The sequence below is a fragment of the Polynucleobacter sp. AP-Nickl1-40-C4 genome (assembly GCF_035012665.1).
GTDB lineage: Bacteria > Pseudomonadota > Gammaproteobacteria > Burkholderiales > Burkholderiaceae > Polynucleobacter.
In genome coordinates, this window is sequence record NZ_JAYGQR010000001.1 from 85,690 (window position 1) to 110,871 (window position 25,182).

28 protein-coding genes are annotated in these 25,182 nt (G+C 45.8%); 11 read left to right on the forward strand and 17 right to left on the reverse strand.

The window, feature by feature from the left end:
- Positions 1 to 98: 98 nt before the first annotated feature.
- The 5 genes from trxA (at position 99) to VC182_RS00330 (ending at position 5,643) form a co-directional block, all read left to right on the forward strand.
- On the forward strand, positions 99 to 425 hold the full coding sequence (gene trxA / locus VC182_RS00310) for a thioredoxin TrxA (protein WP_062309025.1): 327 nt from the start codon (positions 99 to 101) through the stop codon (positions 423 to 425).
- 248 nt (positions 426 to 673) lie between these two features.
- Positions 674 to 1,936: a transcription termination factor Rho gene (gene rho, locus VC182_RS00315; protein WP_011903147.1), complete on the forward strand. Its 1,263-nt coding sequence runs from the start codon at positions 674 to 676 to the stop codon at positions 1,934 to 1,936.
- 156 nt (positions 1,937 to 2,092) lie between these two features.
- The gene (locus tag VC182_RS00320) at positions 2,093 to 2,440 is read left to right on the forward strand and encodes a type B 50S ribosomal protein L31 (protein WP_072582141.1); all 348 of its coding nucleotides are present in this window, start codon (positions 2,093 to 2,095) and stop codon (positions 2,438 to 2,440) included.
- Between the two features lie 89 nt (positions 2,441 to 2,529).
- Positions 2,530 to 4,248 carry an ArnT family glycosyltransferase gene (locus VC182_RS00325; RefSeq protein ID WP_072582140.1) on the forward strand — a complete coding sequence of 573 codons (1,719 nt, stop codon included), beginning with the start codon at positions 2,530 to 2,532 and terminating at the stop codon, positions 4,246 to 4,248.
- A 3-nt stretch (positions 4,249 to 4,251) separates the two neighbouring features.
- A complete protein-coding gene (locus tag VC182_RS00330) occupies positions 4,252 to 5,643 on the forward strand; it encodes an MATE family efflux transporter (RefSeq protein ID WP_323484158.1) in 1,392 nt (463 codons plus the stop codon).
- Positions 5,644 to 5,663: 20 nt separating this feature from the next.
- On the opposite strand, the gene VC182_RS00335 is transcribed toward VC182_RS00330, so the two are convergent.
- The 7 genes from VC182_RS00335 to VC182_RS00365 all read right to left on the reverse strand — a co-directional run bounded on the left by VC182_RS00335 (position 5,664) and on the right by VC182_RS00365 (position 11,416).
- Positions 5,664 to 6,701, reverse strand: coding sequence for a hypothetical protein (locus VC182_RS00335; RefSeq protein ID WP_216242149.1), 1,038 nt, complete (start codon positions 6,699 to 6,701; stop codon positions 5,664 to 5,666).
- Between the two features lie 35 nt (positions 6,702 to 6,736).
- The gene (lpoB, locus tag VC182_RS00340; protein ID WP_072582137.1) at positions 6,737 to 7,327 is read right to left on the reverse strand and encodes a penicillin-binding protein activator LpoB; all 591 of its coding nucleotides are present in this window, start codon (positions 7,325 to 7,327) and stop codon (positions 6,737 to 6,739) included.
- 46 nt (positions 7,328 to 7,373) lie between these two features.
- A complete protein-coding gene (locus VC182_RS00345) occupies positions 7,374 to 7,730 on the reverse strand; it encodes a YcfL family protein (RefSeq protein WP_215359777.1) in 357 nt (118 codons plus the stop codon).
- An 11-nt stretch (positions 7,731 to 7,741) separates the two neighbouring features.
- Positions 7,742 to 9,562, reverse strand: coding sequence for a hypothetical protein (locus VC182_RS00350; protein WP_323484159.1), 1,821 nt, complete (start codon positions 9,560 to 9,562; stop codon positions 7,742 to 7,744).
- A 92-nt stretch (positions 9,563 to 9,654) separates the two neighbouring features.
- Positions 9,655 to 10,653, reverse strand: coding sequence for a Bug family tripartite tricarboxylate transporter substrate binding protein (locus tag VC182_RS00355; RefSeq protein ID WP_216121907.1), 999 nt, complete (start codon positions 10,651 to 10,653; stop codon positions 9,655 to 9,657).
- 34 nt (positions 10,654 to 10,687) lie between these two features.
- Entirely contained in the window at positions 10,688 to 11,251 is a 564-nt protein-coding gene (locus tag VC182_RS00360) for a disulfide bond formation protein B (RefSeq protein WP_323484160.1), read from the reverse strand.
- 6 nt (positions 11,252 to 11,257) lie between these two features.
- Positions 11,258 to 11,416, reverse strand: a complete 159-nt coding sequence (locus tag VC182_RS00365) for a DUF5993 family protein (RefSeq protein WP_323484161.1) — start codon at positions 11,414 to 11,416, stop codon at positions 11,258 to 11,260.
- An 87-nt stretch (positions 11,417 to 11,503) separates the two neighbouring features.
- Between VC182_RS00365 and VC182_RS00370 the strand changes: the two genes are divergently transcribed.
- Positions 11,504 to 12,283: an enoyl-CoA hydratase/isomerase family protein gene (locus VC182_RS00370; protein ID WP_323484162.1), complete on the forward strand. Its 780-nt coding sequence runs from the start codon at positions 11,504 to 11,506 to the stop codon at positions 12,281 to 12,283.
- A gap of 14 nt (positions 12,284 to 12,297) precedes the next feature.
- Here the strand turns inward: VC182_RS00370 and VC182_RS00375 are convergent, their stop codons facing one another.
- From VC182_RS00375 to VC182_RS00385, 3 genes are read right to left on the reverse strand one after another with little or no spacing between them, the layout of a single operon-like run.
- On the reverse strand, positions 12,298 to 13,347 hold the full coding sequence (locus VC182_RS00375) for an alpha/beta hydrolase (protein ID WP_323484163.1): 1,050 nt from the start codon (positions 13,345 to 13,347) through the stop codon (positions 12,298 to 12,300).
- A gap of 21 nt (positions 13,348 to 13,368) precedes the next feature.
- Positions 13,369 to 14,061, reverse strand: coding sequence for a fumarylacetoacetate hydrolase family protein (locus tag VC182_RS00380; protein WP_323484164.1), 693 nt, complete (start codon positions 14,059 to 14,061; stop codon positions 13,369 to 13,371).
- Between the two features lie 35 nt (positions 14,062 to 14,096).
- Positions 14,097 to 14,378 (reverse strand): SemiSWEET transporter, encoded by a 282-nt coding sequence (locus VC182_RS00385; protein ID WP_216121897.1) that lies wholly within the window; start codon positions 14,376 to 14,378, stop codon positions 14,097 to 14,099.
- Between the two features lie 106 nt (positions 14,379 to 14,484).
- Between VC182_RS00385 and VC182_RS00390 the strand changes: the two genes are divergently transcribed.
- On the forward strand, positions 14,485 to 15,486 hold the full coding sequence (locus VC182_RS00390; RefSeq protein ID WP_216242160.1) for a Bug family tripartite tricarboxylate transporter substrate binding protein: 1,002 nt from the start codon (positions 14,485 to 14,487) through the stop codon (positions 15,484 to 15,486).
- An 11-nt stretch (positions 15,487 to 15,497) separates the two neighbouring features.
- Here VC182_RS00390 and VC182_RS00395 read toward each other — a convergent pair whose 3' ends face one another.
- The 3 genes from VC182_RS00395 to VC182_RS00405 are packed head-to-tail and all read right to left on the reverse strand — an operon-like array spanning position 15,498 to position 18,100.
- Complete coding sequence (locus VC182_RS00395; RefSeq protein ID WP_072582538.1) at positions 15,498 to 16,295, reverse strand: transporter; 798 nt, start codon at positions 16,293 to 16,295, stop codon at positions 15,498 to 15,500.
- A 21-nt stretch (positions 16,296 to 16,316) separates the two neighbouring features.
- Entirely contained in the window at positions 16,317 to 17,114 is a 798-nt protein-coding gene (locus VC182_RS00400) for a class II aldolase/adducin family protein (RefSeq protein ID WP_323483943.1), read from the reverse strand.
- Positions 17,114 to 18,100 (reverse strand): tripartite tricarboxylate transporter substrate binding protein, encoded by a 987-nt coding sequence (locus VC182_RS00405; protein WP_323484165.1) that lies wholly within the window; start codon positions 18,098 to 18,100, stop codon positions 17,114 to 17,116. Before VC182_RS00405 ends, VC182_RS00400 begins: the two co-directional genes overlap by 1 nt.
- Positions 18,101 to 18,213: 113 nt before the next feature.
- Here VC182_RS00405 and VC182_RS00410 point away from each other — a divergent pair, with 113 nt between their 5' ends.
- Positions 18,214 to 19,101 carry a fumarylacetoacetate hydrolase family protein gene (locus tag VC182_RS00410; RefSeq protein ID WP_323484166.1) on the forward strand — a complete coding sequence of 296 codons (888 nt, stop codon included), beginning with the start codon at positions 18,214 to 18,216 and terminating at the stop codon, positions 19,099 to 19,101.
- Between the two features lie 91 nt (positions 19,102 to 19,192).
- Here the strand turns inward: VC182_RS00410 and VC182_RS00415 are convergent, their stop codons facing one another.
- From VC182_RS00415 to VC182_RS00425, 3 genes are all read right to left on the reverse strand, one after another.
- The gene (locus VC182_RS00415; protein WP_323483409.1) at positions 19,193 to 20,236 is read right to left on the reverse strand and encodes a fumarylacetoacetate hydrolase family protein; all 1,044 of its coding nucleotides are present in this window, start codon (positions 20,234 to 20,236) and stop codon (positions 19,193 to 19,195) included.
- A 97-nt stretch (positions 20,237 to 20,333) separates the two neighbouring features.
- Positions 20,334 to 22,247 carry a ferrous iron transporter B gene (gene feoB / locus VC182_RS00420; protein ID WP_323484167.1) on the reverse strand — a complete coding sequence of 638 codons (1,914 nt, stop codon included), beginning with the start codon at positions 22,245 to 22,247 and terminating at the stop codon, positions 20,334 to 20,336.
- Entirely contained in the window at positions 22,240 to 22,485 is a 246-nt protein-coding gene (locus tag VC182_RS00425; protein WP_072582926.1) for a FeoA family protein, read from the reverse strand. Before VC182_RS00425 ends, feoB begins: the two co-directional genes overlap by 8 nt.
- 75 nt (positions 22,486 to 22,560) lie before the next feature.
- On the opposite strand from VC182_RS00425, the gene VC182_RS00430 reads away from it, so the two are divergent.
- The 3 genes from VC182_RS00430 (at position 22,561) to VC182_RS00440 (ending at position 24,358) form a co-directional block, all read left to right on the forward strand.
- Positions 22,561 to 22,902, forward strand: coding sequence for a cupredoxin domain-containing protein (locus VC182_RS00430; protein WP_072582927.1), 342 nt, complete (start codon positions 22,561 to 22,563; stop codon positions 22,900 to 22,902).
- A 116-nt stretch (positions 22,903 to 23,018) separates the two neighbouring features.
- Positions 23,019 to 23,663: a hypothetical protein gene (locus VC182_RS00435; protein ID WP_323484168.1), complete on the forward strand. Its 645-nt coding sequence runs from the start codon at positions 23,019 to 23,021 to the stop codon at positions 23,661 to 23,663.
- Positions 23,664 to 23,731: 68 nt separating this feature from the next.
- A complete protein-coding gene (locus VC182_RS00440; RefSeq protein WP_216191199.1) occupies positions 23,732 to 24,358 on the forward strand; it encodes an FMN-binding negative transcriptional regulator in 627 nt (208 codons plus the stop codon).
- 7 nt (positions 24,359 to 24,365) lie between these two features.
- Here VC182_RS00440 and modA read toward each other — a convergent pair whose 3' ends face one another.
- A complete protein-coding gene (gene modA / locus VC182_RS00445) occupies positions 24,366 to 25,121 on the reverse strand; it encodes a molybdate ABC transporter substrate-binding protein (RefSeq protein WP_215321795.1) in 756 nt (251 codons plus the stop codon).
- Positions 25,122 to 25,182 lie beyond the last annotated feature (61 nt).

Genomic DNA, 25,182 nt, shown 5'->3' on the forward strand with positions numbered 1-25,182 from the left:
TTATCTATTTTGAGCAGAATGTTTCGCTTATTGCTAATATAAGCGTTGTAACGACCTAATTAAATAACTCGCTAAATAAGTCTAAATAAGGAATTTTCATGAGTGCCGGCATTAAATATGTAACTGACGCCTCTTTCGAACAAGACGTCCTCAAGTCCGATAAACCTGTTCTGCTCGACTTCTGGGCGGAGTGGTGCGGTCCTTGCAAAATGATTGGTCCGATCCTGGAAGAGCTCGCTGGCGAGTATGGCGATAAGATACAGATCGCAAAAATGAACGTAGATGAGAACCAAGGCGTACCTGCCCAGTTCAATATTCGCGGCATTCCTACCCTAATCCTCTTCAAAAATGGCACCGTGGCTGCTCAAAAAGTAGGCGCTTTGGCCAAATCCCAGTTGACTGCATTTATTGATAGTCATCTGTAAATAGTCTCAGACCACAAGTTCACCAGCTGAGCCTGTGGCTTTTACCGCTTTAAACGCTTGTCACATGCATTTTTTGGTGTAGTATTACTCAAACGCACTAATCAGTGCTCCGATTTTCAGCAATTTACCTCCCCCTTCTTTTAGCAAATTCCCAAATTCTGTTTTTCCACTTCTGCGTGATCTAAATCAGCGCAGCGATACTCCAAAACAAATTCCCAAATTCAAATTCATCAACACCCGAGAACCACATGCAATTAACTGAACTCAAAGTCCTCCACGTATCCGCTCTGCTTGAAATGGCAGCTAGCTTGGAGATTGAAAACACACAACGGATGCGCAAACAAGAATTAATGTTTGCCATTCTGAAAAAACGTGCGAAGGCTGGCGAAACCGTTTTCGGTGACGGCACATTGGAAGTACTGCCCGACGGCTTTGGCTTCTTGCGCTCCCCTGAAGCCTCTTACATGGCTTCTCCTGATGATATTTATATCTCCCCTGCGCAGATTCGTCGCTTTAACTTGCACACTGGTGATAGCGTTGAAGGTGAAGTACGTACACCTAAAGATGGTGAGCGTTACTTTGCTTTGGTAAAGGTAGACAAGATCAACGGTTTGGCTCCAGAAGCCCTCAAGAACCGCATCATGTTCGAGAACTTAACCCCATTGCACCCAAATCGCGTGATCAGCTTAGAGCGTGATATCAAAGCCGAAGAGAACCTCACTGGCCGCATCATCGACATGATCTCCCCGATTGGTTACGGCCAACGTGGCTTGATTGTGGCCTCACCAAAATCCGGTAAGACTGTGATGATGCAGCACATTGCTCACGCGATTGCTGCCAATAATCCTGAAGCGATTTTGATTGTGTTGCTCGTTGACGAGCGTCCTGAAGAGGTAACTGAGATGCAACGCTCTGTTCGCGGTGAAGTCGTTGCCTCTACCTTTGATGAGCCAGCAGTACGTCACGTTCAAGTTGCCGAGATGGTGATTGAAAAAGCCAAGCGCTTAGTTGAAATGGGTAAGGATGTGATCATCTTGCTTGATTCAATTACTCGTCTTGCACGCGCATACAACACTGTTGTTCCTTCATCAGGCAAAGTACTCTCTGGTGGTGTGGATGCCAATGCATTACAACGTCCAAAACGTTTCTTTGGTGCCGCCCGTAATATTGAAGAAGGTGGTTCATTAACCATCATCGCAACTGCTCTGATTGAAACTGGTAGCCGCATGGATGACCTCATCTATGAAGAGTTCAAAGGTACTGGCAATATGGAAGTTCACCTTGAGCGTCGTTTGGCTGAGCGTCGTGTTTACCCATCGATTAACCTCAATAAGTCTGGCACCCGCCGTGAGGAACTCTTGGTTAAAGCTGAGAACCTCCAGAAGATCTGGGTATTGCGTAAATTGCTGGCCGATATGGACGATATCGAGGCGATGAACTTCATCGTAGATAAGCTCAAATCAACCAAAAATAATGGTGAATTCTTCGACTTAATGCGTCGCGGAGGCTAATTTAGGGGTCTAGAGGGCTGTTTCAGCCCTTTTTGGACACCTAAACAGCGCTTTGTTGTTGATTTCATGGCATAATTTCGCCTTTACCGCTTTTAAAACCTGGGAAAGTATTTCAGCCAATTTGGCTCAAACGGCTCCCCGCTCATAGGACTCAACATGAAACCTGGCATTCACCCCGAATATCGCGAAATCGTCTTTGTAGACGTTTCCAATAACTTCAGCTTCAAGACTCGCTCCACTATGTCTACTAGAGAGACAATCAAGTGGGAAGATGGCAATGAATATCCATTGGCCAAGATCGAGACTTCATCTGAATCACACCCTTTCTACACTGGTACCCAGAAAATTATGGATACCGCTGGTCGTGTTGAGAAATTCCGTCAGAAATTCGGTACTAAGGCTGTTGCTAAAGCTACCGGTGATGGCGCTGCTAAAACAGCTGAGAAAAAAGCTGCTGCTGCAGAAGCTAAAGCTGCTGAAAAGCCAGCTAAGAAGAAGGCTTAAACCACTTCTATTCGCGGGGTATGTTAAATACCTGCTCTGCGAGATAATTAAGGCAGCGTTTGCTGCCTTTTTTATTTTGAACTTCACCCATGGTCAAACTTACTGCCGCTGCCACTAAATCTATTCCGCGCATTATTATTTTTGCGCTGACCTTAGTTTATGGTTTCGCTGGCCTCTTCTTTCGGGACCCCTGGAAGAATGAAGATGCCATTGGGTTTGGTGGCATGTGGACACTATTTCGCGGTAACTCCTTAGACTGGATGGTTCCCCACTTAGCTGGACGCGATATCTCTCTTGGTGCACCCTTGCCTTATTGGATGGGCGCCACCCTCATTGAGTGGTTTGGTCCATTTATTGGCGCCGCTAATGCTGCACGCTTATACGCCGCCATCTGCTTCTTCTCTGCTGCACTAGCAATTTGGTATGCCACCTATTTATTAGGTCGTCGTCGTGAAGTGCAGCCGATGGCATTAGCGGTTGGTGGTCAGCCTGATTTAAAGAGCTACGGCATGACCTTAGCTGATGGTGCGCTGCTCATTTTCTTGGCATGCGTAGGTCTAGCGCAACGCGCCCATGAAACAACACCAATGATGGCGCAGCTCATGGGTATTAGCATCGTGCTATATGGCACAGTGCGCGGCTTAGATAAACCTTGGCAAGGTGGTTTTTGGACTGGCCTTGGTATTGCCATCGTCGCCCTATCAAGCAATCTCACACTCAGCTTAATCATTGTTACCTCCACCATCATTGCAGTCATTGCTAGCAATGCGAAGTTACGCTTTCGTTGGACGCTGACTAGCACCGTTTTAGGTTTAATCGGTTTTGCGATTTGGCCGCTGATTTGGTATCTAGCCGATCTGCCAGCGCAATGGCGTCATATCGCTGAAGAAGGCTGGCGCAATGTACCGGAAATGCGCGCTACTCCATCAATTGAATCACTCGGTTTCTTGAGTGTGAACTTCTGGGCTTACGCGTGGCCCGTCTGGCCGCTCGCAATCATCTCCCTTGCGCACTGGGGTCGCATTAAAGAATCGGGCGCATGGCGCGCACCCCATCTTTGCATTCCTTTGAGTTTATTCATCGGCAGCTTAATTTATGTTTTGTTCCGCCTAGAAGCAAATGAACATGACTTAATGATTTTGATTCCAAGCCTTTCGATTATTGCCGCATTTAGCCTGCCTGTTCTTAAGCGAAGCGTCATTAGCTTTATTGATTGGTTTGCAATGTTTAGCTTTACGCTGATCGCGCTAGCTATTTGGATTATTTGGCTCGCAAAAGTAACTGGCTACCCAGAATCTACGGCCGCCAATATTGCACGCCTACTACCTGGATTTACTGGTCAATTTAATGTCTTAGCCTTTATCGTAGCTCTTGCTACTACGGGTGTATGGCTGGCAGTAGTTCGCTGGAGAACTTCTCGGGCCCCGAAAGAAATCTGGCGCTGCCTCATCATCTCAGCATCAGGGACTACTTTGATGTGGGTACTGCTGATGTCTTTATGGCTGCCAACTATTAACTACGCTAAAACCTATCGTCAGGTTTCTGCGCGATTGGCGCAAGTAATCCCCGCTGGCGGTAGCTGCATAGACACGACCAATCTAGGTCCTGCACAGCTCGCCTCTTTTGAATACTTCTCCAAGCTCAATTTGCGAGATGACTCCAATTGCCCATGGATGCTAACCCACAGCCAATCCGAAGCAAAGGCATATGCAGAGCTAAATAATAAAAAGCTCACACTGCTCTGGGAAGATCGTCGCGCTGCTGACCGCGATGAACGCCTGCGTCTCTACGAAGTTATCCCGGAATAATTCGTGCTGCACTTTAAACTATCGCGCCTTCGCGAGGACATCCCCTCTTTACTAAAACTAGCCGGACCTTTATTAGTGGGACAGCTTGCTGTGATTGCATTTGGCGTGCTCGATACTGCGATGACGGCACGTTATTCAGCCGATGATTTAGCGGCGCTGGCAATGGCATCAGCCATCTTTATCAGCATTTACGTAGGCCTCACCGGAGTGATCTCGGCGTTAGCACCAATTGCAGGACAACTCTTTGGCGCTAAACGTTTTGGAGAAATCGGCGAAGAAGTGCGGCAAGCGGCTTGGCTTGCTTTAGGTCTCACTATTTTGGGCTGCTTCATTTTGCTCAATGCAGATCACTTGCTAGCTATTTCCCGAGTCAATGATGTTATTGAAGGTAAAGCAAAGTTATATCTCAATATCCTAGCAATTGGCTTACCAGCCAGCATGGCTATGCGCATATTGATGGCCCTACACAATGCAGTTTCACGCCCCACCGTCATCACTGTTGTACAAATTATTGGCCTAGGACTCAAGCTACCCTTAAACCTACTCTTTATTTATGGAGGCTTAGGCATAGAGGGCATGGGCGGACCAGGCTGCGCTGTAGCTACCGTCATCATTAACTGGTCTTGGCTACTCATGACTCTAGGCTTCGTTTTATTTGATCGCTTTTATAAACCATTTAAGATCTTTGCCCGCTTTAGCATGCCGGATTGGCATCGTATCTGGACATTATTAAAGCTCGGTGCACCTATTGGATTTAGTTACTTGATTGAAGTAACCTCTTTCACGTTTATGTCGCTTTTTATTGCCCGCCTTGGAACTACGGCATTAGCGGGACATCAAATCGTAGCCAACATGGGAACCGTCATCTACATGGTGCCGTTATCCCTCTCCATTGCAACCATGACCTTAGTGTCACAATCTATTGGTGCCAACAAGCCCGAGCGTGCCGAAGAGATCGGTTGGTCATCTGTCTTTTTTACCACCACGCTGTGCATCACTATTGGTATCGCAGTTTGGATTTTCAGAATACAGCTATTGGATTTATACGATCCACCAGCAGAGGTAAAGGCGTTCTCTATCCCCCTCTTCTTATTTATAGCCTTCTATCAAGTATTTGATGCCCTTCAAGTTACCGCGGCATTTATTCTGCGGGCCTATCGCATTGCTTTTTTACCGATGGTGATTTATGCAGGCTCACTCTGGGGCGTAGGCCTTGGTGGCGGCTACCTCATGGGCTTTAATATATTTGGCAATACACCGGCATTCCTACAGGGCGCCAATGGCTTTTGGGCTGGCAACAGCTTAAGTCTAGGCTTAGCTGCGTGCTTTTTGCTCTATCTCTTTAGAAGAACGGCGGAGCGCTATGAGAAGACGCATCCGCCGGTACAGGTTTAAGGCAAACTACTTTGAGTCCCTTACTTATAGACCTTCAAAGTGGAGGCATCGTCATTTAAACGGGTTTTGAGGTTACGCAACTGCCCTGCCGAACCAGGATTGTTAGTAATAAAGTTTTGATCAGCCAAATGCTTGCGTACATCCTCAGCCAAATCCAATGAAGCCAACTTCATTAACTTTGCATTACTTGGTTTATATCCAGTGTCTCTGCCATCGATTTGGACGTCCTTACCTTCACCAGAAGCTACAAATGACGCAACGATTTGCGTTGTCTTGGTGTCGACGATATTAAAGTCCACCGTTACCTCAAGCGTCATCTGTTGCGAGGTAGATTTGGTTCCAGGAATATCAGATACGTTATCCGTGCTAGAGACTTCCGCCAACACACCGTATAAAACATAGTCTGCATCACCGAAATCGCCAGCTTTGATCCGTTTAACAATATCAAAGTACTCATCGCCTTGATTAGGGGCGGCTACGGCAGCCTTGGCTTGAACCACTTTATAGCCAGACTTAATCAACAGGCCACGAATGGGGTTGGCCAAGTAACGCAATTCTCCATACTCATTATTGGCCTGATATCCCGACTTCTTCATACTTTGAGTATTGGCGCTTGAAGAGCTGTTACTTGGAGCTGCCGTATCCGTTACAGGCGCTGCGGCTACACCTGGACTAGTAGCTGTAGGATCGGCCAAATTAGTGAACTTCACTGGGAACGCAGATGAATTTGCCCCGCCAGCAATAGCAGATGCATTGGCTTTATCCGCATCCACCTCAATAGTCTTGGGCGCAATCGCAGAAGAAATATTGCTATCTGTAGTCGTCCTAGTTTCTTCGACAAACGTTAAATTTTTTCCTTCTTTCTTAAAGTAGATATCAGTGACTGCAATTGACTTGGAATCGGCCTTTAGTGCCTCAGCACTGATTACGGGATTTTTGGGTGGGTCTGCTGGAACTTGGCCAATATACGCAGATTCGACGAGAGCAGGCGGCTTGCTAGCACAGCCAGCCAAAAAAACTACGCTCATACCCGCACAAGCTAATAATATTTTATTCATGTGTTGCTCAATTCTTTATGGTGTTGAGTTGCGTATTAGCGTGTAGCAGTCTTACGAATCTCTTTTTCATCAGCCCACTCGAGCAAACCGGATTCGTTGTTAATGAGGTTGAGATTAAATACGTAATAAACGTCTTTCACATCCTTGGTGTTTTTGACAATAGAAGCAATCGATCCTTCGATACGATACTGAGCGCCCTGCATATTGCCGGTCTTGGCAATCGTGCTGTTCTTATATAAACCTGACTGATTTTGACGCTTGAGCTCTTCAGTCTGATTTTGCATTTCAGAAACACTCACTGCGAATCGCACTTGACCGCTCTTCATTAACTGCGTGCGGATCTTATCGGTAATTACACGCGTATCGATATATTCAGAAGTCTTATTCTTCACATCTGCAAGCGTCACAATAGGCGCATCTTTACTTCCAGAGATAGCCTTAGACTGGAGCAGTGATCTTGTCATTGCCTCGGCAATCATCTGTAGATCAGTTGATCCATAGTTTGCATTAACGGTCTCTACCGCCTTCGCATCGCCGTAACGAACCTGCGGTCCTGAGCATGCAGCAAGCGCTGCTACTGATAATGCAATAGCAGATAAGCGAATAGTTTTAGTGTTCATGATCATCCTTAATAAGCCTAAATCTTTTTAATATTAAATAGTTAATTGATTTTTATTTGTATTGATTTAATTCAAAACGAAAGTCAGTAGCATCTGGCGTTGGGGCGATTCCCATGATAACGGTCGACTGCCCCTTACCTACTGTTACAGGCTTCCACGGCTCCTCATCTGTTACCGCCATGCCGTTTTTACCAATCCACTTAAATCGATAAGACACGAGATTGGATTTGCTGTCATTCTGTATGGTTACCTGCGCTGTCAATACGCCATTGCGCATCAAACTACGCATATCAGTAATTTGAATGCTATCCGTATCACCCATGCGTACCGTCATGTCCTTCATGGATGGCGTTGAGCTACATGCGACAAGAGCAAGTGCCGTCATCAGGATTGCGAGGTATTTTTTCATCTGGGTCTTTCCTAATTAAAAAGCTGCTGAAAGCTATTCAACAGATTGGGTGGCTCGTAAGGCTTCACCCCTTCCATATTACCGCTAGCGGGGATAGTGTTGGGGGTGGAATTGGGGGTCGGGTTTGAGATAGGCGCCGCAGGTACGGGGGTTGCCTGTGTCGCTACTGGGGTAGTTATTACCGCTGCTGAAGCAGACTCTTCGGGCCGCGGATCCTGAAAGCCTCCCCATAGTTTCTTAAAGCCTGCAAATGCACCCTCAGATGGTTTAGATTCAACGAGAGCGGGTTGTGGGCTTACTGGCGAGATGGCGGCTGGAGATGCGACTATTGGAGTGCTAACAACCGGATCTTTGGGAGGAAGTGCAGTAGGATCATTCGAGGTCAGTACAGTTGCCCTATTTCTAAACATGCGGATATAAACCACGTTGTACCCGCCTACTAAATTAACCGTTTGAGATGCGGTTACGCCCGATGGCAAAGTGTATTTCAGAACAGTTGGTCCAATCGGCAAACCCATTCTGGCCATGTATGTTTGCGCGGGCAAAGTTGACCAATGACGCACATCAGTCACATTGATTGCTTGTAAGCTATATCCCGTAATCATTCCTGCAATCGCGCCAATTAGAGCAGCGCTACCATTATTCTGATTGTTTTGGTTATTCTGGCTCCGCTTGTTCGCCGCTTGCTGGGCGGCTCGATCCGCTGCATATTGCGCGGCTAGAGAGACTAAGGCTCTAGAGGATGCTCTTAAAACATAGGCTGGCATCTCATCATGCAAGTTCTTGCGAGCCATAGCATCAATATTGGCAACCAACTCTGGATTAGCCACCTTATCGCCTAACTGAACCATGGTTGGCCTGAAACGCTCAGTAGATTTTTCGATGACCGGAAAGGTTAAGGTCACCAACTTTGGGTTACCGCCCAGATTAAAAGACTGGCTGATTTGATAAGGAATAATTTTGGGCATGTAACCTGTATCAACAATAATCAAGGTATCAGCAAACGCTTTTTTGCCTTGATTGGCAATATTGGAGTCCAACTTAGCAATACTGGTTTTAAAGAAGTTGACTTGTGGTCGCAACTCAATTGCCAAGCGATAACCTGGCGCAGCTAGACTTGCCTCTCCTTGTGACTCGTGAATAAAACCAGACAGGTAATACGCTGCAGGATTCTGATACGAGTTCTTAAGGCTACGGGTTTCCTCGTCATCCAATAGATTGATTGGGTAACCGCTAATACTTTCAATACGACTAGATGCACCTTGAGTATTGGGATTATTTTGCTGCTCCTGCTCTACCTTGGAGACTGCGGCCACCCTACTCTGTATCAACTCCTCAATAACCTTTTCACGCTGCGCCATCTTTTTGGCTTCCACCATGGCATCATTCCAGCGTCCTTGAGAGATGTGGTTTAAAGCGATGGTTTGGCTTAATAGACTCACTTCATAAGGTTTAGGGTCATACTCACTACTGAAACCTTCAGACAAAACGTAACCACTTGCTCCTGAAAAAGAGCGTCTGAGTTTGTCGCTGGTAGTCACCTCCCAACGACTGACTAATTGATCTGCAGCTAATAGGTTTTGGGTGCTATTGGGAATCTGAGCGGGACCTTGCAGTCTTTGTACCTCGCCCAGCTCCATGTAATACAGGGTATTTTTATCCTTGAAGGCGCCCTGAATGGCCGCCGTCGTATTTTGCAGATCACCATTTTTAAACTGCTCTTTGGACTCATTCATCTTGATTTGCTGAGTCTGCGTAGCGCAACCGACCAACAAACAGACAGTCAAAGTCACGCCGAACTTAGAAATGTCTAATGCTGAAAATTTAGGCAAATTGAGGGGTTTATGAAAAAGAGGAAAAAATGAAGACCACATACCTTTAACGCTTAAAAATAGGCTTGGGTTGACAAGAAAATAGGGGTTTATTACTCTAATTTTGCACCTGATTGCTGTACTACCTTGCCCCATTTGCTTGCCTCGGAGGCAATCAACTTAGAAAGGTCTTTTGGGCTACCTGGAGCGGGGTCCAGGCCACCAGCCAAGAGCTTGGATTTGACATTGGGATTGCTCAAAGTTTGGCGCACCATTTGATTTAAGCGTTTTTGGATATCAGGCGGAAGGTTTGCTGGTGCCATCAATGAAAACCAAGATACAGCCTCAAAACCGGCCAAACCTTGCTCAGCTAGAGTGGGAATCTCAGGGGCGGCATGTGAGCGCTTCAGTGTAGTCACTCCCAAGGCCTGAACCTCTCCAGCCTTAATCAAGGCTAAGGAAGAGGAAAGATTGTCAAAAAGCATAGAAATGCGACCACTGAGTAAGTCAGGTAAAGATTGCGCTCGTCCCTTATAAGGAATGTGACGGATTTGAACACCTGCTATTTGTTTAAACAATTCACCTGACATGTGCAAAGAAGTGCCAACGCCTGATGAACCAAAAGTCAATTGGTCTGGCTTGGCTTTTGCTAGCTCAATTAACTCATGAAGATTGTTAACGCCTAATTTCTTATTCACAATTAATACATTTGGTGTGCTTGCTAAAAAGCTAATGGGTGTGAAATCCTTCGCGGGATCGTATGAAATCTTTTCATACAGCGCACCATTAATCGCATGAATGCCTACCGTACCAATTAATAAGGTATAGCCATCTGGATCACTCTTAGCAACGAGATCAGCGCCAATATTACCGCCATAGCCTGGGCGATTCTCGACCAGCACTGGTACACCCAAGTTTTGCTGCCAATCTTCCGCTAAAACGCGCGCCAATATATCTGGAGCACCACCGGGGGTAAAGGTTACAACGATGCGAATTGCTTGTTTTGGCCAGGTAGTGTTTTTCTGGGATGTACTTTGCGCATGAACACTAAAGCCAATAACCCACAACACAGAAATAAAGAGAAAGCTCTTCAGAACTTTAGAGAATGGCATGCTCAAAATGTAGAGCTAGACCGGAAGGTCTAGGTTAAAAACCAAAGCGAGAGCGTAGCCACAACCAGCCCTCATACCTCACTGGGTCATCAGCGCAGGGGCCGATACCGCATTCCAAGAGTGTAGATACGAGATTGCCAAAAACCAAGAGAACGAATGCAATGACAAGGGCATTGGCAAACCATGAGCGTGAGCGAACTTCACGGTTAGGTAGCATTAATAGCACTGCAAGACCCATTAACAAACCGGTATACCCAACATATGCCCAGGTATAGAAATGCAACTCTAAAAATGTTTTTCCAAATCCTTTGTCGCCCGGCAGAATATGCAAGAACACCTGACGAAGAGAAACCATCATACCAACCAAGCCGCCAATGATGCCCCATCCGTAATGGGATGAATAAGCACCACAACGAATATTGAGCACCAAAGCAAAACCAATAATCACAAATCCAACGCGCTGCATTAAGCACAAAGGACAAGGCAACTCACCAAAGTAGAGCTGATCTACAAAGGCATATGACAGCATGCCTACAACGGCTAGCAATGCAAACTGATTACCAAGCGCGGCTAGAGAGGGTAGAGAATGTTTACTCACAATCAATTACAGACTGATGTTGAGATGGTCAGTTGCATGAAAACGGAACCAAACCAGAAGAATGGCAACGGTAATCGCCAAAACTGTCAAACCTGCAAGACGCTTCTCAAACCAGACTAAAACAAGGCCGATAAAAGCCATCAGAAAAGGTAGAAACATATACATAAGGGAATTCTAGCGCAGGACTCTTAGAGTAGGGGTAATTCCATAAATTCAGGGCTTTGGGAAAGGGCTTTTGTTTAGAATGGGCTCATGATTACCAGCCCCTCCCCTCCCTGCTTAGATCTACAGATTGATGGGAATATGGCACGGGTTGTTTTTAATCACCCCGCCGCTCGTAATGCCCTCACTTGGCCAATGTATGAAGAGCTCAAAAGGATTTGCGACTCCTTAGCTAACAATCCTGAAATTCGAGTGGTCATCTTGCGAGGGTCAGGAGATAAAGCGTTTGTTTCTGGAAGTGATATTCAGCAATTTGTTGATCTCAAAGAGAATGAAGCATATGAAGTTGCTGTTGATCATATTTTCTCCTCACTGCAACAACTGCCGATGCCGACTATTGCCATGATTGAAGGTTTAGCAGTCGGTAGTGGTCTGTTGATGGCCACTTTCTGTGACTTTCGGATCTCGACGCCGAATGCCCGTTTCGGTATACCGGTAGCCAAGACCTTGGGGAATTGCTTATCGCCAAGTAATTTATCTTGGCTTGCGGCTCACCTAGGAACTCCAACAGTGAAGAAAATGCTTCTGACTGCGGAACTTATTAAGGCACCAGAATTATTAGCTTCAGGCTACCTCTATCAAACGGCAGAGTCCGCAGAAATCGAATCTGTTACCAATGCGCTCGCTCAAAAATTAGCGACCCTTGCTCCCATCACACAAAAAGCCAGCAAGCTGACATTGGCACGCTTACTCCAAAGCAATCTTCCAGACTGCACAGATCTGATGCGAGAAACCTATAACAGCAAGGACTTTAGAGGGGGTGTGAACGCTTTCTTAGAAGGTCGTCCGCCTCAGTGGAATGGGGAATAAGTAAGGCTGCTGGACTAGCTTTTAGAGTTTAAAAACTCCACCACGACTTTCAGGAACTGATCGGGCACCTCAACGTGAGGTACGTGTCCCACATTTTCAACTGGTACTAGCTTTGCATTCGGAATAGCTGCTTGCGCTTTCTTACCTAACTCTGGAAAGTTGCCCAAGGACTTCACTGCCTCTGGTGGGGCAAAGCGTCGACCAAATACTGTACGGTCTTTTTGGCCAATCACCAATAACACCGGCATCTTTAATTGTGGCAAATCATTGACCACTGGTTTTTCAGCAATCATTTGGTAAGTCAGCACTGAAGTCTTTGCATAGGCCGGATAGTCTGGACCTTTTTGCACGCGCACATAGACCTCTACAAACTTTTCATAAGCAGGCTGCCAGTTTGGAAAATAACTTTGCAGAAAGCGGCGATAACTCGCTTCAGTCTGAGCCATCTCTAGCTTAAGCAAATCGTCATTCTGTTGCGGAGGGATGTCTTTGCTGTAATCCTCAAGTCCTAAAGGGTTCTCCAATACTAGCTTTTGGACAGTTTGTGGGTATAAGCGCGCAAAACGAATACCTACCATGCCGCCCATGGAGTTCGCTATGACTGAAACCTGCTTAATATTGAGGGACTTCAGTAAGTCTTGCGTATTGGCAGCTAAATCATCAAAGTGGTATGCCACATCTGGCTTAGAAGACTTTCCGAAGCCAATCTGATCAGGAGCAATCACATGATAGCCGGCCTTTGAAAGGCCTGCAATAGTGAAGGACCAATAATCACTGGAGAAATTCTTGCCATGAAATAACACCACCACACCCTTTTGCTTGCCTAAGGCCGCAACATCCATATACATCATGCTTGCTGCTTGCCCCTGTAAAGAAGTTTTAAATTCTTTGAGTGGGTACGGGTAAGGCCATTTGCTGATTCGCAAATCTAAAGGAGCTGCATCAGCATAAAGACTGGCAGGTGGAGTTGATGAGGTCTTCTCAGTATTAGCACATGAAACCAAAAAAACCGATGCAACTAACGTTGCACTAATCAGCAATACTTTCTTGAGAAAACTTGTCATCAATCCGACTTTCTTTTTGATTTAAAGAATTTTTGTATTTAAGTTTGGTAAACCGGCAACACTACCTTCAAGTACATCCCCTTTTTTAACTGGGCCAACACCTGCTGGCGTACCGGAGAAAATTAAGTCACCTGGTTCCAAGGTAAATAAGGTAGATAAATAAGCAATCGTGTCAGGCACATTCCAAATCAACTGATTGAGATCGCCCTCTTGACGAACTTCACCATTCACTAAGAGCTTAACGGCGCCTTTGGCAGGATGACCGCACTGACTGGCTGGTGTGATCTCACCGCAAGGGGCAGATTGATCAAATGCTTTGCCGGTATCCCAAGGGCGGCCCATCTTCTTTGCCTCACCTTGAAGATCGCGCCGAGTCATATCCAGACCAACTCCGTAACCATAGACATGCTCCAAGGCTTTTTCTGCAGGGATATTTGCGCCGCCTTTACCAATAGCGACCACCATTTCAATTTCGTGGTGAACATCCTTTGATAAATTTGGGTAAGCAATATCTTTGTCATCAGTCACAATTGAATTAGCAGGCTTCATAAAGAAGAATGGTGGCTCTCGATCAGGATCATGGCCCATCTCTCGTGCATGATCGGCGTAGTTTCTACCAACGCAGTAAATACGATTCACGGCGAAGCGACGAGTATCGCCAGTCACAGGCAATGAAATTACTGCTGGGGGATCAATCACGAATGCTGAAGACATAAAAACCTTTCGAAGAATTTTAATGAATGAGTGCTTTATTTCTGATATTTAGAAGTATGACGCAATTTCAACAATAAGATGCTGAGCGCCAAGGCAAAGGTGAGAGCATTGGCCAAAATGAGGGGCCACTTTTCAATAATGAGGCCATAAACCAGCCACAAACCCACCCCCGCAGTAAATAAGGAGTACATCCCGAGGGAGATACCCGATAGGTCTTTGGTGCGCCAAGACTGTATCGCCTGCGGCAAAAAGGCAATAGTAGTCAAGAATGCGGCGCAATATCCAATAATCTCGATTTGATGGGACTCAAGGTTCATTTCTTCATTGTAATAAGGGAAATTTGCAGTTCATTGACGCAGCGCATGAATTTTTAATCTGTAGATAATAGAAAATCGTGACTCAACCCGCCATTAAAAATACAAAATGAGACAACATCTAATTAGAGGCTTTGGCCTACTCCTTTGCAGTAGCCTGATCACCACTCCACTATTGGCGCAAACCAATAGCTCTGCTATTAAAAACTATCCCGACAAACCTATTAGGCTAGTCATTCCATACCCACCAGGTGGTGCTACTGATGTGATTGGTCGCATCATAGCGCAAGAGCTCTCCAAGTCACTAAACCAGCAGGTAGTTCCCGATAATCGCGCAGGCGATAGCGGCAATATTGGTGCGGATATGGTTGCCAAGTCCCCTGCTGATGGCTATACGCTCTTAATGGGGGCTCTCACTTCACACTCTATCAACGCAAATCTTGATAAAGATAGGATTCGATACAACCTCGAAAAAGATTTCACACCAGTTGACGTGGTGGGAGTGGTACCTCTGGTGTTTGTAGTGAACCCTTCAGTCCCCGTAAAGAATATGAAAGAGTTCATTGCCTACGCAAAAGCCAACCCAGGCAAGCTCACGTTCGCATCATCTGGAGCTGGTGCGCCACAACGTCTTGCGATGGAAATGTTTCGCTATCAACTGGGCTTAGATTTATTGCATGTACCCTATAAAGGTAGTGGCCCCGCTATGACTGATCTAGTGGGCGGTCAAGTGCTTACGATGTCTGAAACAGTTCCAGCAGCTCTGCAATTTATTCAAGCCGGTCAGTTAAGGCCTTTAGCTGTGACAACCGCAAAACGCATTAGCCAATTGCCAGATGTACCAACGGTGACCGAAGCCACAGGCTTACCCAACTTTGATGTGGTGAGCATGTTTGGTATTTTGGCTCCAGCAGGAACTCCTAAGCCCATCATCGATAAACTCAGTGCGGATATCAAGGTTATTTTGCAGCGCCCTGAAGTGCAAGAACGTATGTTGGCGGCAGGTGTGTATGTGAACTATCTCTCGCCCGCAGATTCTAGCAAGCGAATTTCACATGAAATGACTATGTGGAGCAAAGTTATTAAGGACGCCAACATTAAGCCTGATTAAGGCTAATCGCGTTAATTTAATGGAATGGAAAAAATCGCTTTAAGCGTTAACGAATCCGTGCTGTTAGAGAAGCCCTTACCTACCCCAGCCTGAAAAGAAAGTGGTTTGCCTTCGTAGTACATCATCAAGAATCCCAATTGTTGGGTATTTTGGTAGTTGATGGGCTGACCAAGTTGATTCAGGTTGGAGTAATACTCTACCCCAAGCGCTAACTCAGGTGTCACCTCTCTAGATAAACGAGTTGCCGTGGAAAAATAAGGCGACTGATTTACGTAGGGTTGCGAGAGCGGCATATCTACAACCGGATTAAATGAGAAAAGCCACTCATCAAAATGCTTGCCGACAATGAAACGCATTTCACTGTTGTATCGAGATTCCTCAAACTGCGGTTGTACGTTAGCTAACTCTAGGTTTGCACCTGCAAAGAAAGAATCTCCTTTGTCTTCGCGTATTGGTAGCCATTTCATGCGGACCTTAGTCGCCGCATATTGAAACTTGTTGTCATAGTTCACATAAGAGATGTATAGGCCAGCCTCTAGATCGTGGCCTAAGCCATAAGCAAACTCTGGAGTAACCCGCACACCATTGTTATTCATCACCTCTCCTGGATAGGAGGGATTTTGAATGCCTCGGGGAGTACTGTTTAAATGCACCTCTAGACTAGCTTCACCCTTGGCATTAATTTCGTCATCGTAGACCTGAATTTCATCCTGCAGGACCGCCATACTGACAGATGGCGAGAGGGTTAATACAGTTAACAGCAGCCCCTGGATAAGTGCTGTCTTGAAGGGGCGGGCTAGCATCTGCATGATGCGTGAGTTTAACAAGAATTAGGGTTTTTTGACGCGCTCACTCCATAGCTGCCATGGGCGTTCAATGGTTTTCTCAATCGTTTCCTGCGAAGCGATGGCCTCACCAGGACTAAGGTACTGCACCTGCCCCATCTTCATTGCTTCAGACTGAATGCTTGCGTTCTGAATGGCGTATATCGTCCTAAAGACTGCTTTCTTAATGGAGTCCGCTCCCGCAGCATATCCGTGGCCGCGCATCAAAACAAAATATTGCAAACCCATAGTTTTGGATAAAGCATCACCCAAGTCTCCATTGCTAACAAACATGTCCGTATCGGGATTCGGCTTAGCAAAATTTCGGATTTCGAAAACCGGTGCACCCTCACCCAAAAAGGCACTCATGTGATAGACGGGCTTGAGTGTTGTGCCTGTTAAGCCGTATGGCAGGATAGGTGCAGCATGACCGTGAATAACCGAATTAATATCGGGGCGATTTTTCAGAATGCCGCTATGAATAAAGCGTTCACCATAAGCCACTCGTGTATCGCCGTTTAAAGCTTTGCCATTCATATCAAATTCCATGATATCTTCAACTTTGACAACGGATGGCGCAACACTTCTTGCGAGAAAGAAGGTATTAGGATTGGCAGGGTTACGAACACTAATGTGACCATAGCCATCTACAGCATTTTGGTCATACAAAATATGATTCGCAAGAACAAGCTCTTCAATCGCTGTTTTCACTGCTGGATTTTGATCCATCTGCTCCTGGACAGTTGCGGCATGCGCTTGGGAAAAAAGCAGAATCAGAAAAGAAGAAAGGAATTGTTTTTTCATTATTCAACTTTGCCAATTTTTCTCACAACCTCGCCCATCTGAGTAGATTCCTTATCCCAGTAGGTCTTAAATTCAGGCGCATCCATATATTGAATTGGACTTCCAGCTCCATTGATCACTGTGCGTACCCGCTCATCATTCGCAGCTTGTTTAGCAGCCTCACGGAGCTTATTGGTGATGTATTCAGGAGTTGCGCTGGGCACAAATAAACCAGCCCACTGAGAGAACTCAACCTTAACGCCCATCTCTTTAAAGCTAGGTACCTCGGGCATGCTAGCTAATCTGCCATCACCCCAATGGGCCAATGCACGTACTTTGCCCGCCTTAATTTGCTGAACAATGGAAGAAGGTCCAGTAGCGATCGCATCTACTTGGCCGCCCAATAAACCCACAATCGCTGGTCCTGCACCTGTATACGGAATATGAACCATGTAGAACTTTTCTGAAGACTTGAGCATCTCCATTGGTACATGCATCGTGCCGTAATTACCCGACGATCCAAAATTATATTTACCGGGATTGGCTCGCATTGCTGCCACAAAAGATTTGTAATCTTTCCATGGGCTGTCCGCCCTCACTACCAAAACCGTTGGGTCCGCTGTAAAGCGTGCGATCGGCTTAAGTTGATTGAGTTGAAAAGACTGCTCTCTTCCCACCACTTTATCTGCCTCTGGAATAATTGAAATGGACGATAAGGCCATCAAAATCGTGTAGCCATCAGGCTTTGCTCTGGCTACTGCTGCCATGCCAATGCCACCACCAGCCCCAGCTTTATTTTCTACAATCACCGGTTGACCCAAGCTACGAGAAAGTGCCTCTGCAACCGGTCTACCGACAGTATCAGCAACGCCACCCGGCGGAAATGGCACAACCATACTCATGGGCTTTGTAGGCCAGGCTTCTGGTGCTTGAGCAATGACCCACTGAGAGGCCAAGCAAGCACATAAAAAGGCTAAGGCAGTAGCAAATGAATATTTTTGTCTCATTTTTTGTCTCAAATACGTAAATTAGTTATTATTTATGCTCTTTATCCTACTACAAGATTCATCACAATAAACAGGGGTTAACGTAGACAAAACCCCAGCCGGAGACAGTAATCATGAGATATGCCGCATTTGTTTTAGCCAAAGAGCCTACCAAAACTCGCGTTGGAATTGTGTCTGCTGATGGCACGACAGTTCAAGAGCTCGATTTAGGCGTTGACGTTAGTGAAGATGGCATTGTTGCCATTCTCAAATCTGACCTCGCAGGCAAGCTCCCAGAACCTACTTCCACGCATGCGTTTAGCGACATCCGCCTACTCGCTCCAGTACCTAGACCGCGTCGCAATATTTTCTGCGTAGGTAAAAATTATCATGAGCACGCTAAAGAATTTTCCAACAGCGGATTTGATAGCAGCGCTAAACCAGGTGAGGATATTCCAAGCCACGCAATCTTTTTCACGAAGCCGCCCGAGTGTGTAACCGGACCCAATACTAACGTCATCATCCCCACTGCCGTATCCACCTGCATTGATTACGAAGCGGAGCTCACTATTGTTATAGGCAAAGGCGGCAAAGGCATTAGCGAAGCAGATGCTATGAAGCACGTCTGGGGTTATACCGCTATCAATGATGTGACTGCGCGTGATTGGCAGCAAAGACATAAGCAATGGTTTTTAGGAAAAAGCTTTGATACCTTCTGCCCTATGGGTCCTTGGGTCGTTACAGCAGATGAAGTCGATGCCGAAAACATCCCAGTCAAGTGCTGGGTCAATGGTGAATTACGCCAAAACTCCAATACTAAAGATCTGATTTTTGACATCCCCAATATGATCGCTACGGTCTCTGCAGGCATCACCCTTTACCCAGGAGACTTGATCGCTACCGGAACTCCAGTCGGCGTTGGCATCGGCTTTAAACCTCCTAAGTACTTAGTGAACGGCGATGTTGTAGTCGTTGAGATGGGTGGTATTGGAAAGCTTGAGAATACTTTTATTGCCGAGTAAAGCAGATTAAGTGTTTAAGAAACTTTCTAACCACTGATAAGAAAAGCTACCCTAGGGTAGCTTTTCTTTTGATAAACAAACTCTAGAGTGATCAAGCCAACGTGAACTTTAAATCTCCAAGTTTTTCTACTGAACTTACGATCTTATCGCCCTTCTTCAGCCATACCTGCTTGTCCTTTGGCATACCAGCAATAACGCCTTGCGGTGTACCAGTGAAAACAATATCTCCCGGCTCTAATGTCCAGTAAGTGCTGATGTAAGACAACATTTTTTGGGTATTGTGAATAAAGTCGGAAGTATTTGAGTTCTGACGCAACTCACCATTCACCCAAGTCTTTACGTCAAGCTTATTAGGGTCACCCACTAAGTCAGAAGTAACAAAGTAAGGTCCAATTGGTGCGTATTGGTCCAAGGTCTTACCAATCATCCATTGCCCACTTGGCAATTCCAGTTGCAAATCACGTGATGAGAAATCATTTGAGGTGCAATAACCTGCCACATAATCCAAAGCAGCCGATTCAGGAACATTGCGCATCTGCTTGCCGACAACAATCAACAACTCAGTTTCATAATCTAGTTTATAAGAAACCGATGGCGGTGGAATTTGCAATAAACAGTTGTGAGCCGTAAGACTATTGTTGTACTTATTGAATAGCGGCGGTACTCGTGGGCGAGCCATACCAACCTCATCCGCATGCGCACGGTAATTTAAGCCAACGCAAACAATCTTTCCAGGGTTTTTAAACAGGCGCCCGAAAGTAATGTCCGATTCTTTTAAATAAGGCACGCCAGATTTATCAGCGCTTGCTACTACCTTATTAAATCCCGCAGCATTACCCTCTTGCAATAATTGATCCAAGGTAGTCGGTGCTGCAATCTTCATTTTTTTAGCTACGGCACGAATATCGATAACACCTTTTGGGGTAACTACACCCAAGGTTTCTGTTCCATCCGCATTTTGGATCGAGAGAATTTTGCTGTTTTTGACCATTTCACGTGGACCGGTGTAAACCTCCCCTCCCCATACTGAGGTGGGATGTGCTGAAGCCTCTTTCATTACACCCATAGTAGAGGCAGCTACTAAACCGGCCCCAGCAGCTGAAGCAGTCTTCATAAATTGGCGACGTGAACTCATCTATATCTCCTTGTTTTGTTATCTATTTTTTAACTACAACAAGAATACTACCGCACCCTTTTATGCGGTGCCGCAGCAAATATAGATGTCAGCAGGCTTAACCTAGACCTAGATAAATAGCTAAGTGATAGGTAATAAAGGAGGCGATATAGGCCAAGGTAAATAAGTAGCTCAGCATGATGATCGGAATCTTCCAGCCACCCGTCTCGCGCTTTACTGCAGCAATGGTGGACAAACATTGAGGGGCAAATACAAACCAGGCCAATAGAGATAAAGCTGTGGCTAAGGACCAGCCATTGGAGATTAAGGGAATCAGCGCATCAGCTGCGTCGACACTCGAGCTAGATAGCGCATAAACCGTTGCCAGTGAGCTAACCACAACTTCACGGGCTGCCATACCTGGCACTAGAGCAATACTGATCTGCCAGTTAAATCCAATTGGTGAAAACACATGCGCTAAGGCCTGCCCCATCATTCCAGCAAAGCTGTATTGAATCGGTGATCCTGTTGCGCCCTCGGGCGGGAATGGAAAGCTAGATAACACCCACAAACCAATAGTCATCAGCAAAATAATTCCGCCAACACGGCGCAAAAAGATTTCTGCTCTTTGCCACAAGCTAATAGCTAGATTGCCTAAGCGAGGCAAGTGATAGCTTGGCAACTCCATCATGAGCGCGTTCATCCTAAATTGCTCACTCGTAAAGCGCTTCAGAATCCAGGCTACTGCCATCGCCCCCAAAATTCCAGCGAGATAAAGCAAGAATAAAACTAGGCCTTGTAAATCAATGCCCGCCCATAGCTTTTGCTCTGGAATGAATGCTGATATCAATAAGGCATATACCGGTAGACGTGCAGAACAAGTCATCATGGGTGCAATCAGAATCGTCACCATGCGATCACGCGCATTAGAGATGCTTCTGGTGGCCATAATTCCGGGGATGGCACAGGCAAAACTGGAGAGAAGTGGAATGAATGATCTGCCTGATAAGCCGACAGAACCCATCACTCTATCTAGCAAATAAGCAGCCCTTGGAAGATAGCCCGACTCTTCTAGCAAAAGAATAAAGAAGAACAAAATCAGAATTTGCGGCAAGAAAATCACCACGCCACCTAAACCTGCCAAGATTCCATTGATCAATAGACTACGTATCCATCCATTGGGCAATACTTCGACGATCTGATCACCCAGAAAGTCTACTGCGGATTTAATCAGGTCCATGGGTACCGTAGCCCAACTGAACACAGCCTGAAAAATACAAAAGAGTAAGGCCACCAAAATGATGGGGCCAAAAACTGGATGGAGTAATACCGCATCTAAACGATCGCTCAATTGATCGGGAATGATTTGATCTAGCTTGAGGTTTTGCAGAATTCGTTGAACTTGAATATTGTCAGATTCAGTATGGGCAATATGAGAGGCAACATTCTCTAGGGTCGCATCACTAGTACCTGTGCGCAATCCATTGAGATTACGCCAGTCCAGATTCGATAAGAACTGCTTGATTTCATCAGCGCCATCAGACTGAATGCCAATACTAGTGAGCACCGGCAAACCCAATTCACTTGAAAGTGCGGCAGTGTCTATATGCAGGCCTTGACGCTTAGCAATATCAAGCATATTGAGTACTACGATACAAGGCAGCCCCAAGCGCTTTGCAGCAAGTACTAAACGCAAGTTACGACGCAAATTCATGGCGCTCAATACGCAAATCACCAGGTCAGGACGTTTTTCACCTTCAGCTCGACCAAGCAATACGTTGCAGGTCACACGCTCATCTAAGGATCTTGGATACAAGCTATAAGCGCCAGGCAAATCCAGTATGCGAATATTTTTTCCGGACTCGAGCGATAGGCGCCCTTCTTTGCGCTCAACAGTAACGCCTGAATAGTTCGCCACCTTTTGACGACTGCCAGTCAGCAAATTGAATAATGCCGTTTTTCCACAATTGGGATTACCCAATAAAGCTACGAGTGGCTCACTCGAGAAAAAGTGAACTTTAGATTCAGGCATGTGAAATAGCATCGACCGTGATCATGCGAGCTTCGGCTTGACGCAATGCGAATGTGGAAGCTCCGACGCGAACCATATATGGACCTTTACCAAGCAAACCTTTGCGCAGAAGAGTCACCTGTTCACCAGGTAAAAATCCAATATCTTCTAGCTGCCCTTTAATTTGAGGGGCACCCTTAGGCGCGTTAACCGCGCTCACTCGGTAAAGAACTTCCAAATCAACCTGGTCCAAATGCATGGAGGATTGTCACTTTTATCAATAAATAGGAACGATTCTCATTATATACCTTATACTTGAGAATGGTTCTCATTTATGAAAAATACTTATACAAAACAGTTACTTATCAGCATTTTCTTGTTGTTAAATTTGACAAATATTGCCTATGGAGCAAGCAACGATATCCAGATTTCAATTAAAAATGGGCGATTTTTACCATCAGAGATTGATATCCCCGCCGATACCAAAGTAAAACTCACGATTGAAAACCTGGATGACACTCCAGAGGAATTTGAAAGCTACGACCTCAACAGAGAGGTATTAATCAAAGCCAAAAGCAAAGCCTCTTTCTACATCGGACCCTTAAGTCCTGGTGTCTATAAATTTGAAGGCGAATTTAGTCCGGAAACTGCTCAAGGTGTGGTGAGGGTTAAATGATGATGAGAAACAATTTAATGCAAGGCTTGTGTTGCCTGGCCCTTCTCTCTGCAAGCCCCTTGGTTCATGCTGGTGAATACTTAAGCGGGCCAGCAGATTACATCTACACCCCAAGAGTGGAAGAAGGTGAAAGAGAGATAGACACGAAGTTTGGAACCCAGACTCCCAGAAGCGGTGAAGACAATAGACAATCAGGCGCTTCTATTGGTTTCGGGTATGGCGTGAACTCCTGGTGGTTCACTGAGATTTATGGAAAAGCTATTTGGGATGGCACCAACTCTCAATTTGATGCAGTGGAATGGGAGAATAAATTTCAACTGACTGAAACTGGAAAATACCCAGTTGATGTCGGCTTTCTAATTGAGCTAGAGCGCCCTCAAAATCGCAATGAAGGATATGAAGCGAAATACGGTTTCTTATTTCAAAGTGAATGGAAAAAGTGGGTCGCCAATCTCAACGTCTTGATGCAAGGACATTACACTGGCACCGAAAATCAGGGGACCTATTTCGGCTACCAGGGCCAGGTGAAGTACCGCCTTCAACCAGAGCTGGAGCTTGGAGCTCAGATTTACTCTTGGCTAGGACAGGTCAATAGCTGGAACACCAATGAACAACAACAATCTAGTGCGGGGCCAGCCATTTTTGGAAAAACTAAACTGGGCCGCAAGGAAGCCTTGAAATACAACGTAGCCTACCTTTGGGGAACTACCACGGCATCACCAAAAAACACCATCAGAATGCAGGTGGAGTACGAATTTTAAGAACAAGGGCTCAATCTCTGCTATGTTCTTATTAAATACAACCTTTTACCCATTCTGCCTAGCCTCTTATGTACATACCAAAACATTTTTTAGTTGAAGATCAAGCGGTATTAGCCCAGCTGATTTCTGAATATCCATTGGCGACTATTGTTGCGAATCTGGATAGCCATTTTGAAATCAATCACCTACCCCTCATGTTGAGCCCAGATAAAACCAAGCTTTATGGACATGTCGCCAAAATGAATCCGCTTGTTAGGGTGGCGAGCAGCAGCAACACATCAGTTACAGCGATCTTTAATGGACCGAATGCGTATGTAACCCCATCTTGGTATCCATCAAAACAAGAGAGTGGGAAAGTGGTGCCTACATGGAACTATGCTGCGGTTCATGCAGAAGGTAGCATTAAGTTGATTGAGGATGCACAGTGGCTAAGAAGTCATGTATCGCAAATGACCAACATTCACGAACCAACCTATCAATCTAACTGGAAGTTAGACGACGCCCCAGAAGAATACGTGCAAATGATGCTCAAGGCCATCATTGGCATCGAGATTGAGGTCGGTAGTTTGGTGGGTAAATTTAAGCTAAGCCAGAACCGGCCGGCCGAAGACTATGACGCAGTAGTAGAGCAACTAGAGAAGTCGCCGCAAGAAGCTTTACAAGAGATGCTGAAGTACATGAGAGCACCCAAGTAATTAGCTACTAAGGTGTGATGTATCCATACCTTTGCAAAATGGATTTGGCTTGGGGTCCCTGCATAAAGCGATACATATCCACTGATTCTTGGGGCGCACCTTTTATTAGCACCATGCGCTGCTTAATGGGCTCGTATAACTTAGCGTCGACCAAAAGGAGGCTAGTTTCTTTTGCGACCTCTGGAGATTTGGCCAAAGATAAGGCAGTAAAACCAATATCTGCCGCACCGCTCACCACATATGTTGTAGCTACGCCAATGTTGTCTCCATAGACAAGCTTGTCTTTAGCCAGATCCCATAGGCCTTCTGCCTTGAGATAATCAACCGCAGCTTTACCATAAGGAGCGAGCTCTGGCTTAGCAATTGCCACTTTGTTTGTTTGTGCAATTGCCCGAGCAATTTCTGTCTTGCTGTCAGCCAAACGAATCCCAGATGAGGTTTTGGCAATTAAGGCAAGCTTACCAATCGCATATGTAGCGCCCTCATCTACCGTCTTACCATTCTTAAATAGCTCCAACGGAAAATGCTCATCTGCCGCAATAAAAAGATTGAATGGAGCGCCGTTCATGATTTGCGCCGCGAAGTTACCGGATGAGCCATAGACCACTCTCATCTCTGCTTTACCGCTAGCCTTAAAGGCAACCATAATCTCGTTAAAAGCATCTTTCATATTGGCAGCAACGGCAACAGTTGAGGTCTGCGCAAAGGCAAGATTGGTAAATAAAAGCAGCGATGCGAATAGGGAAATCGGGCGAATAAACATGATTGAGTTAATTCTAGCGGATAGAAATAAAAAACCACCCCGAAGGGTGGTTATCGATGCT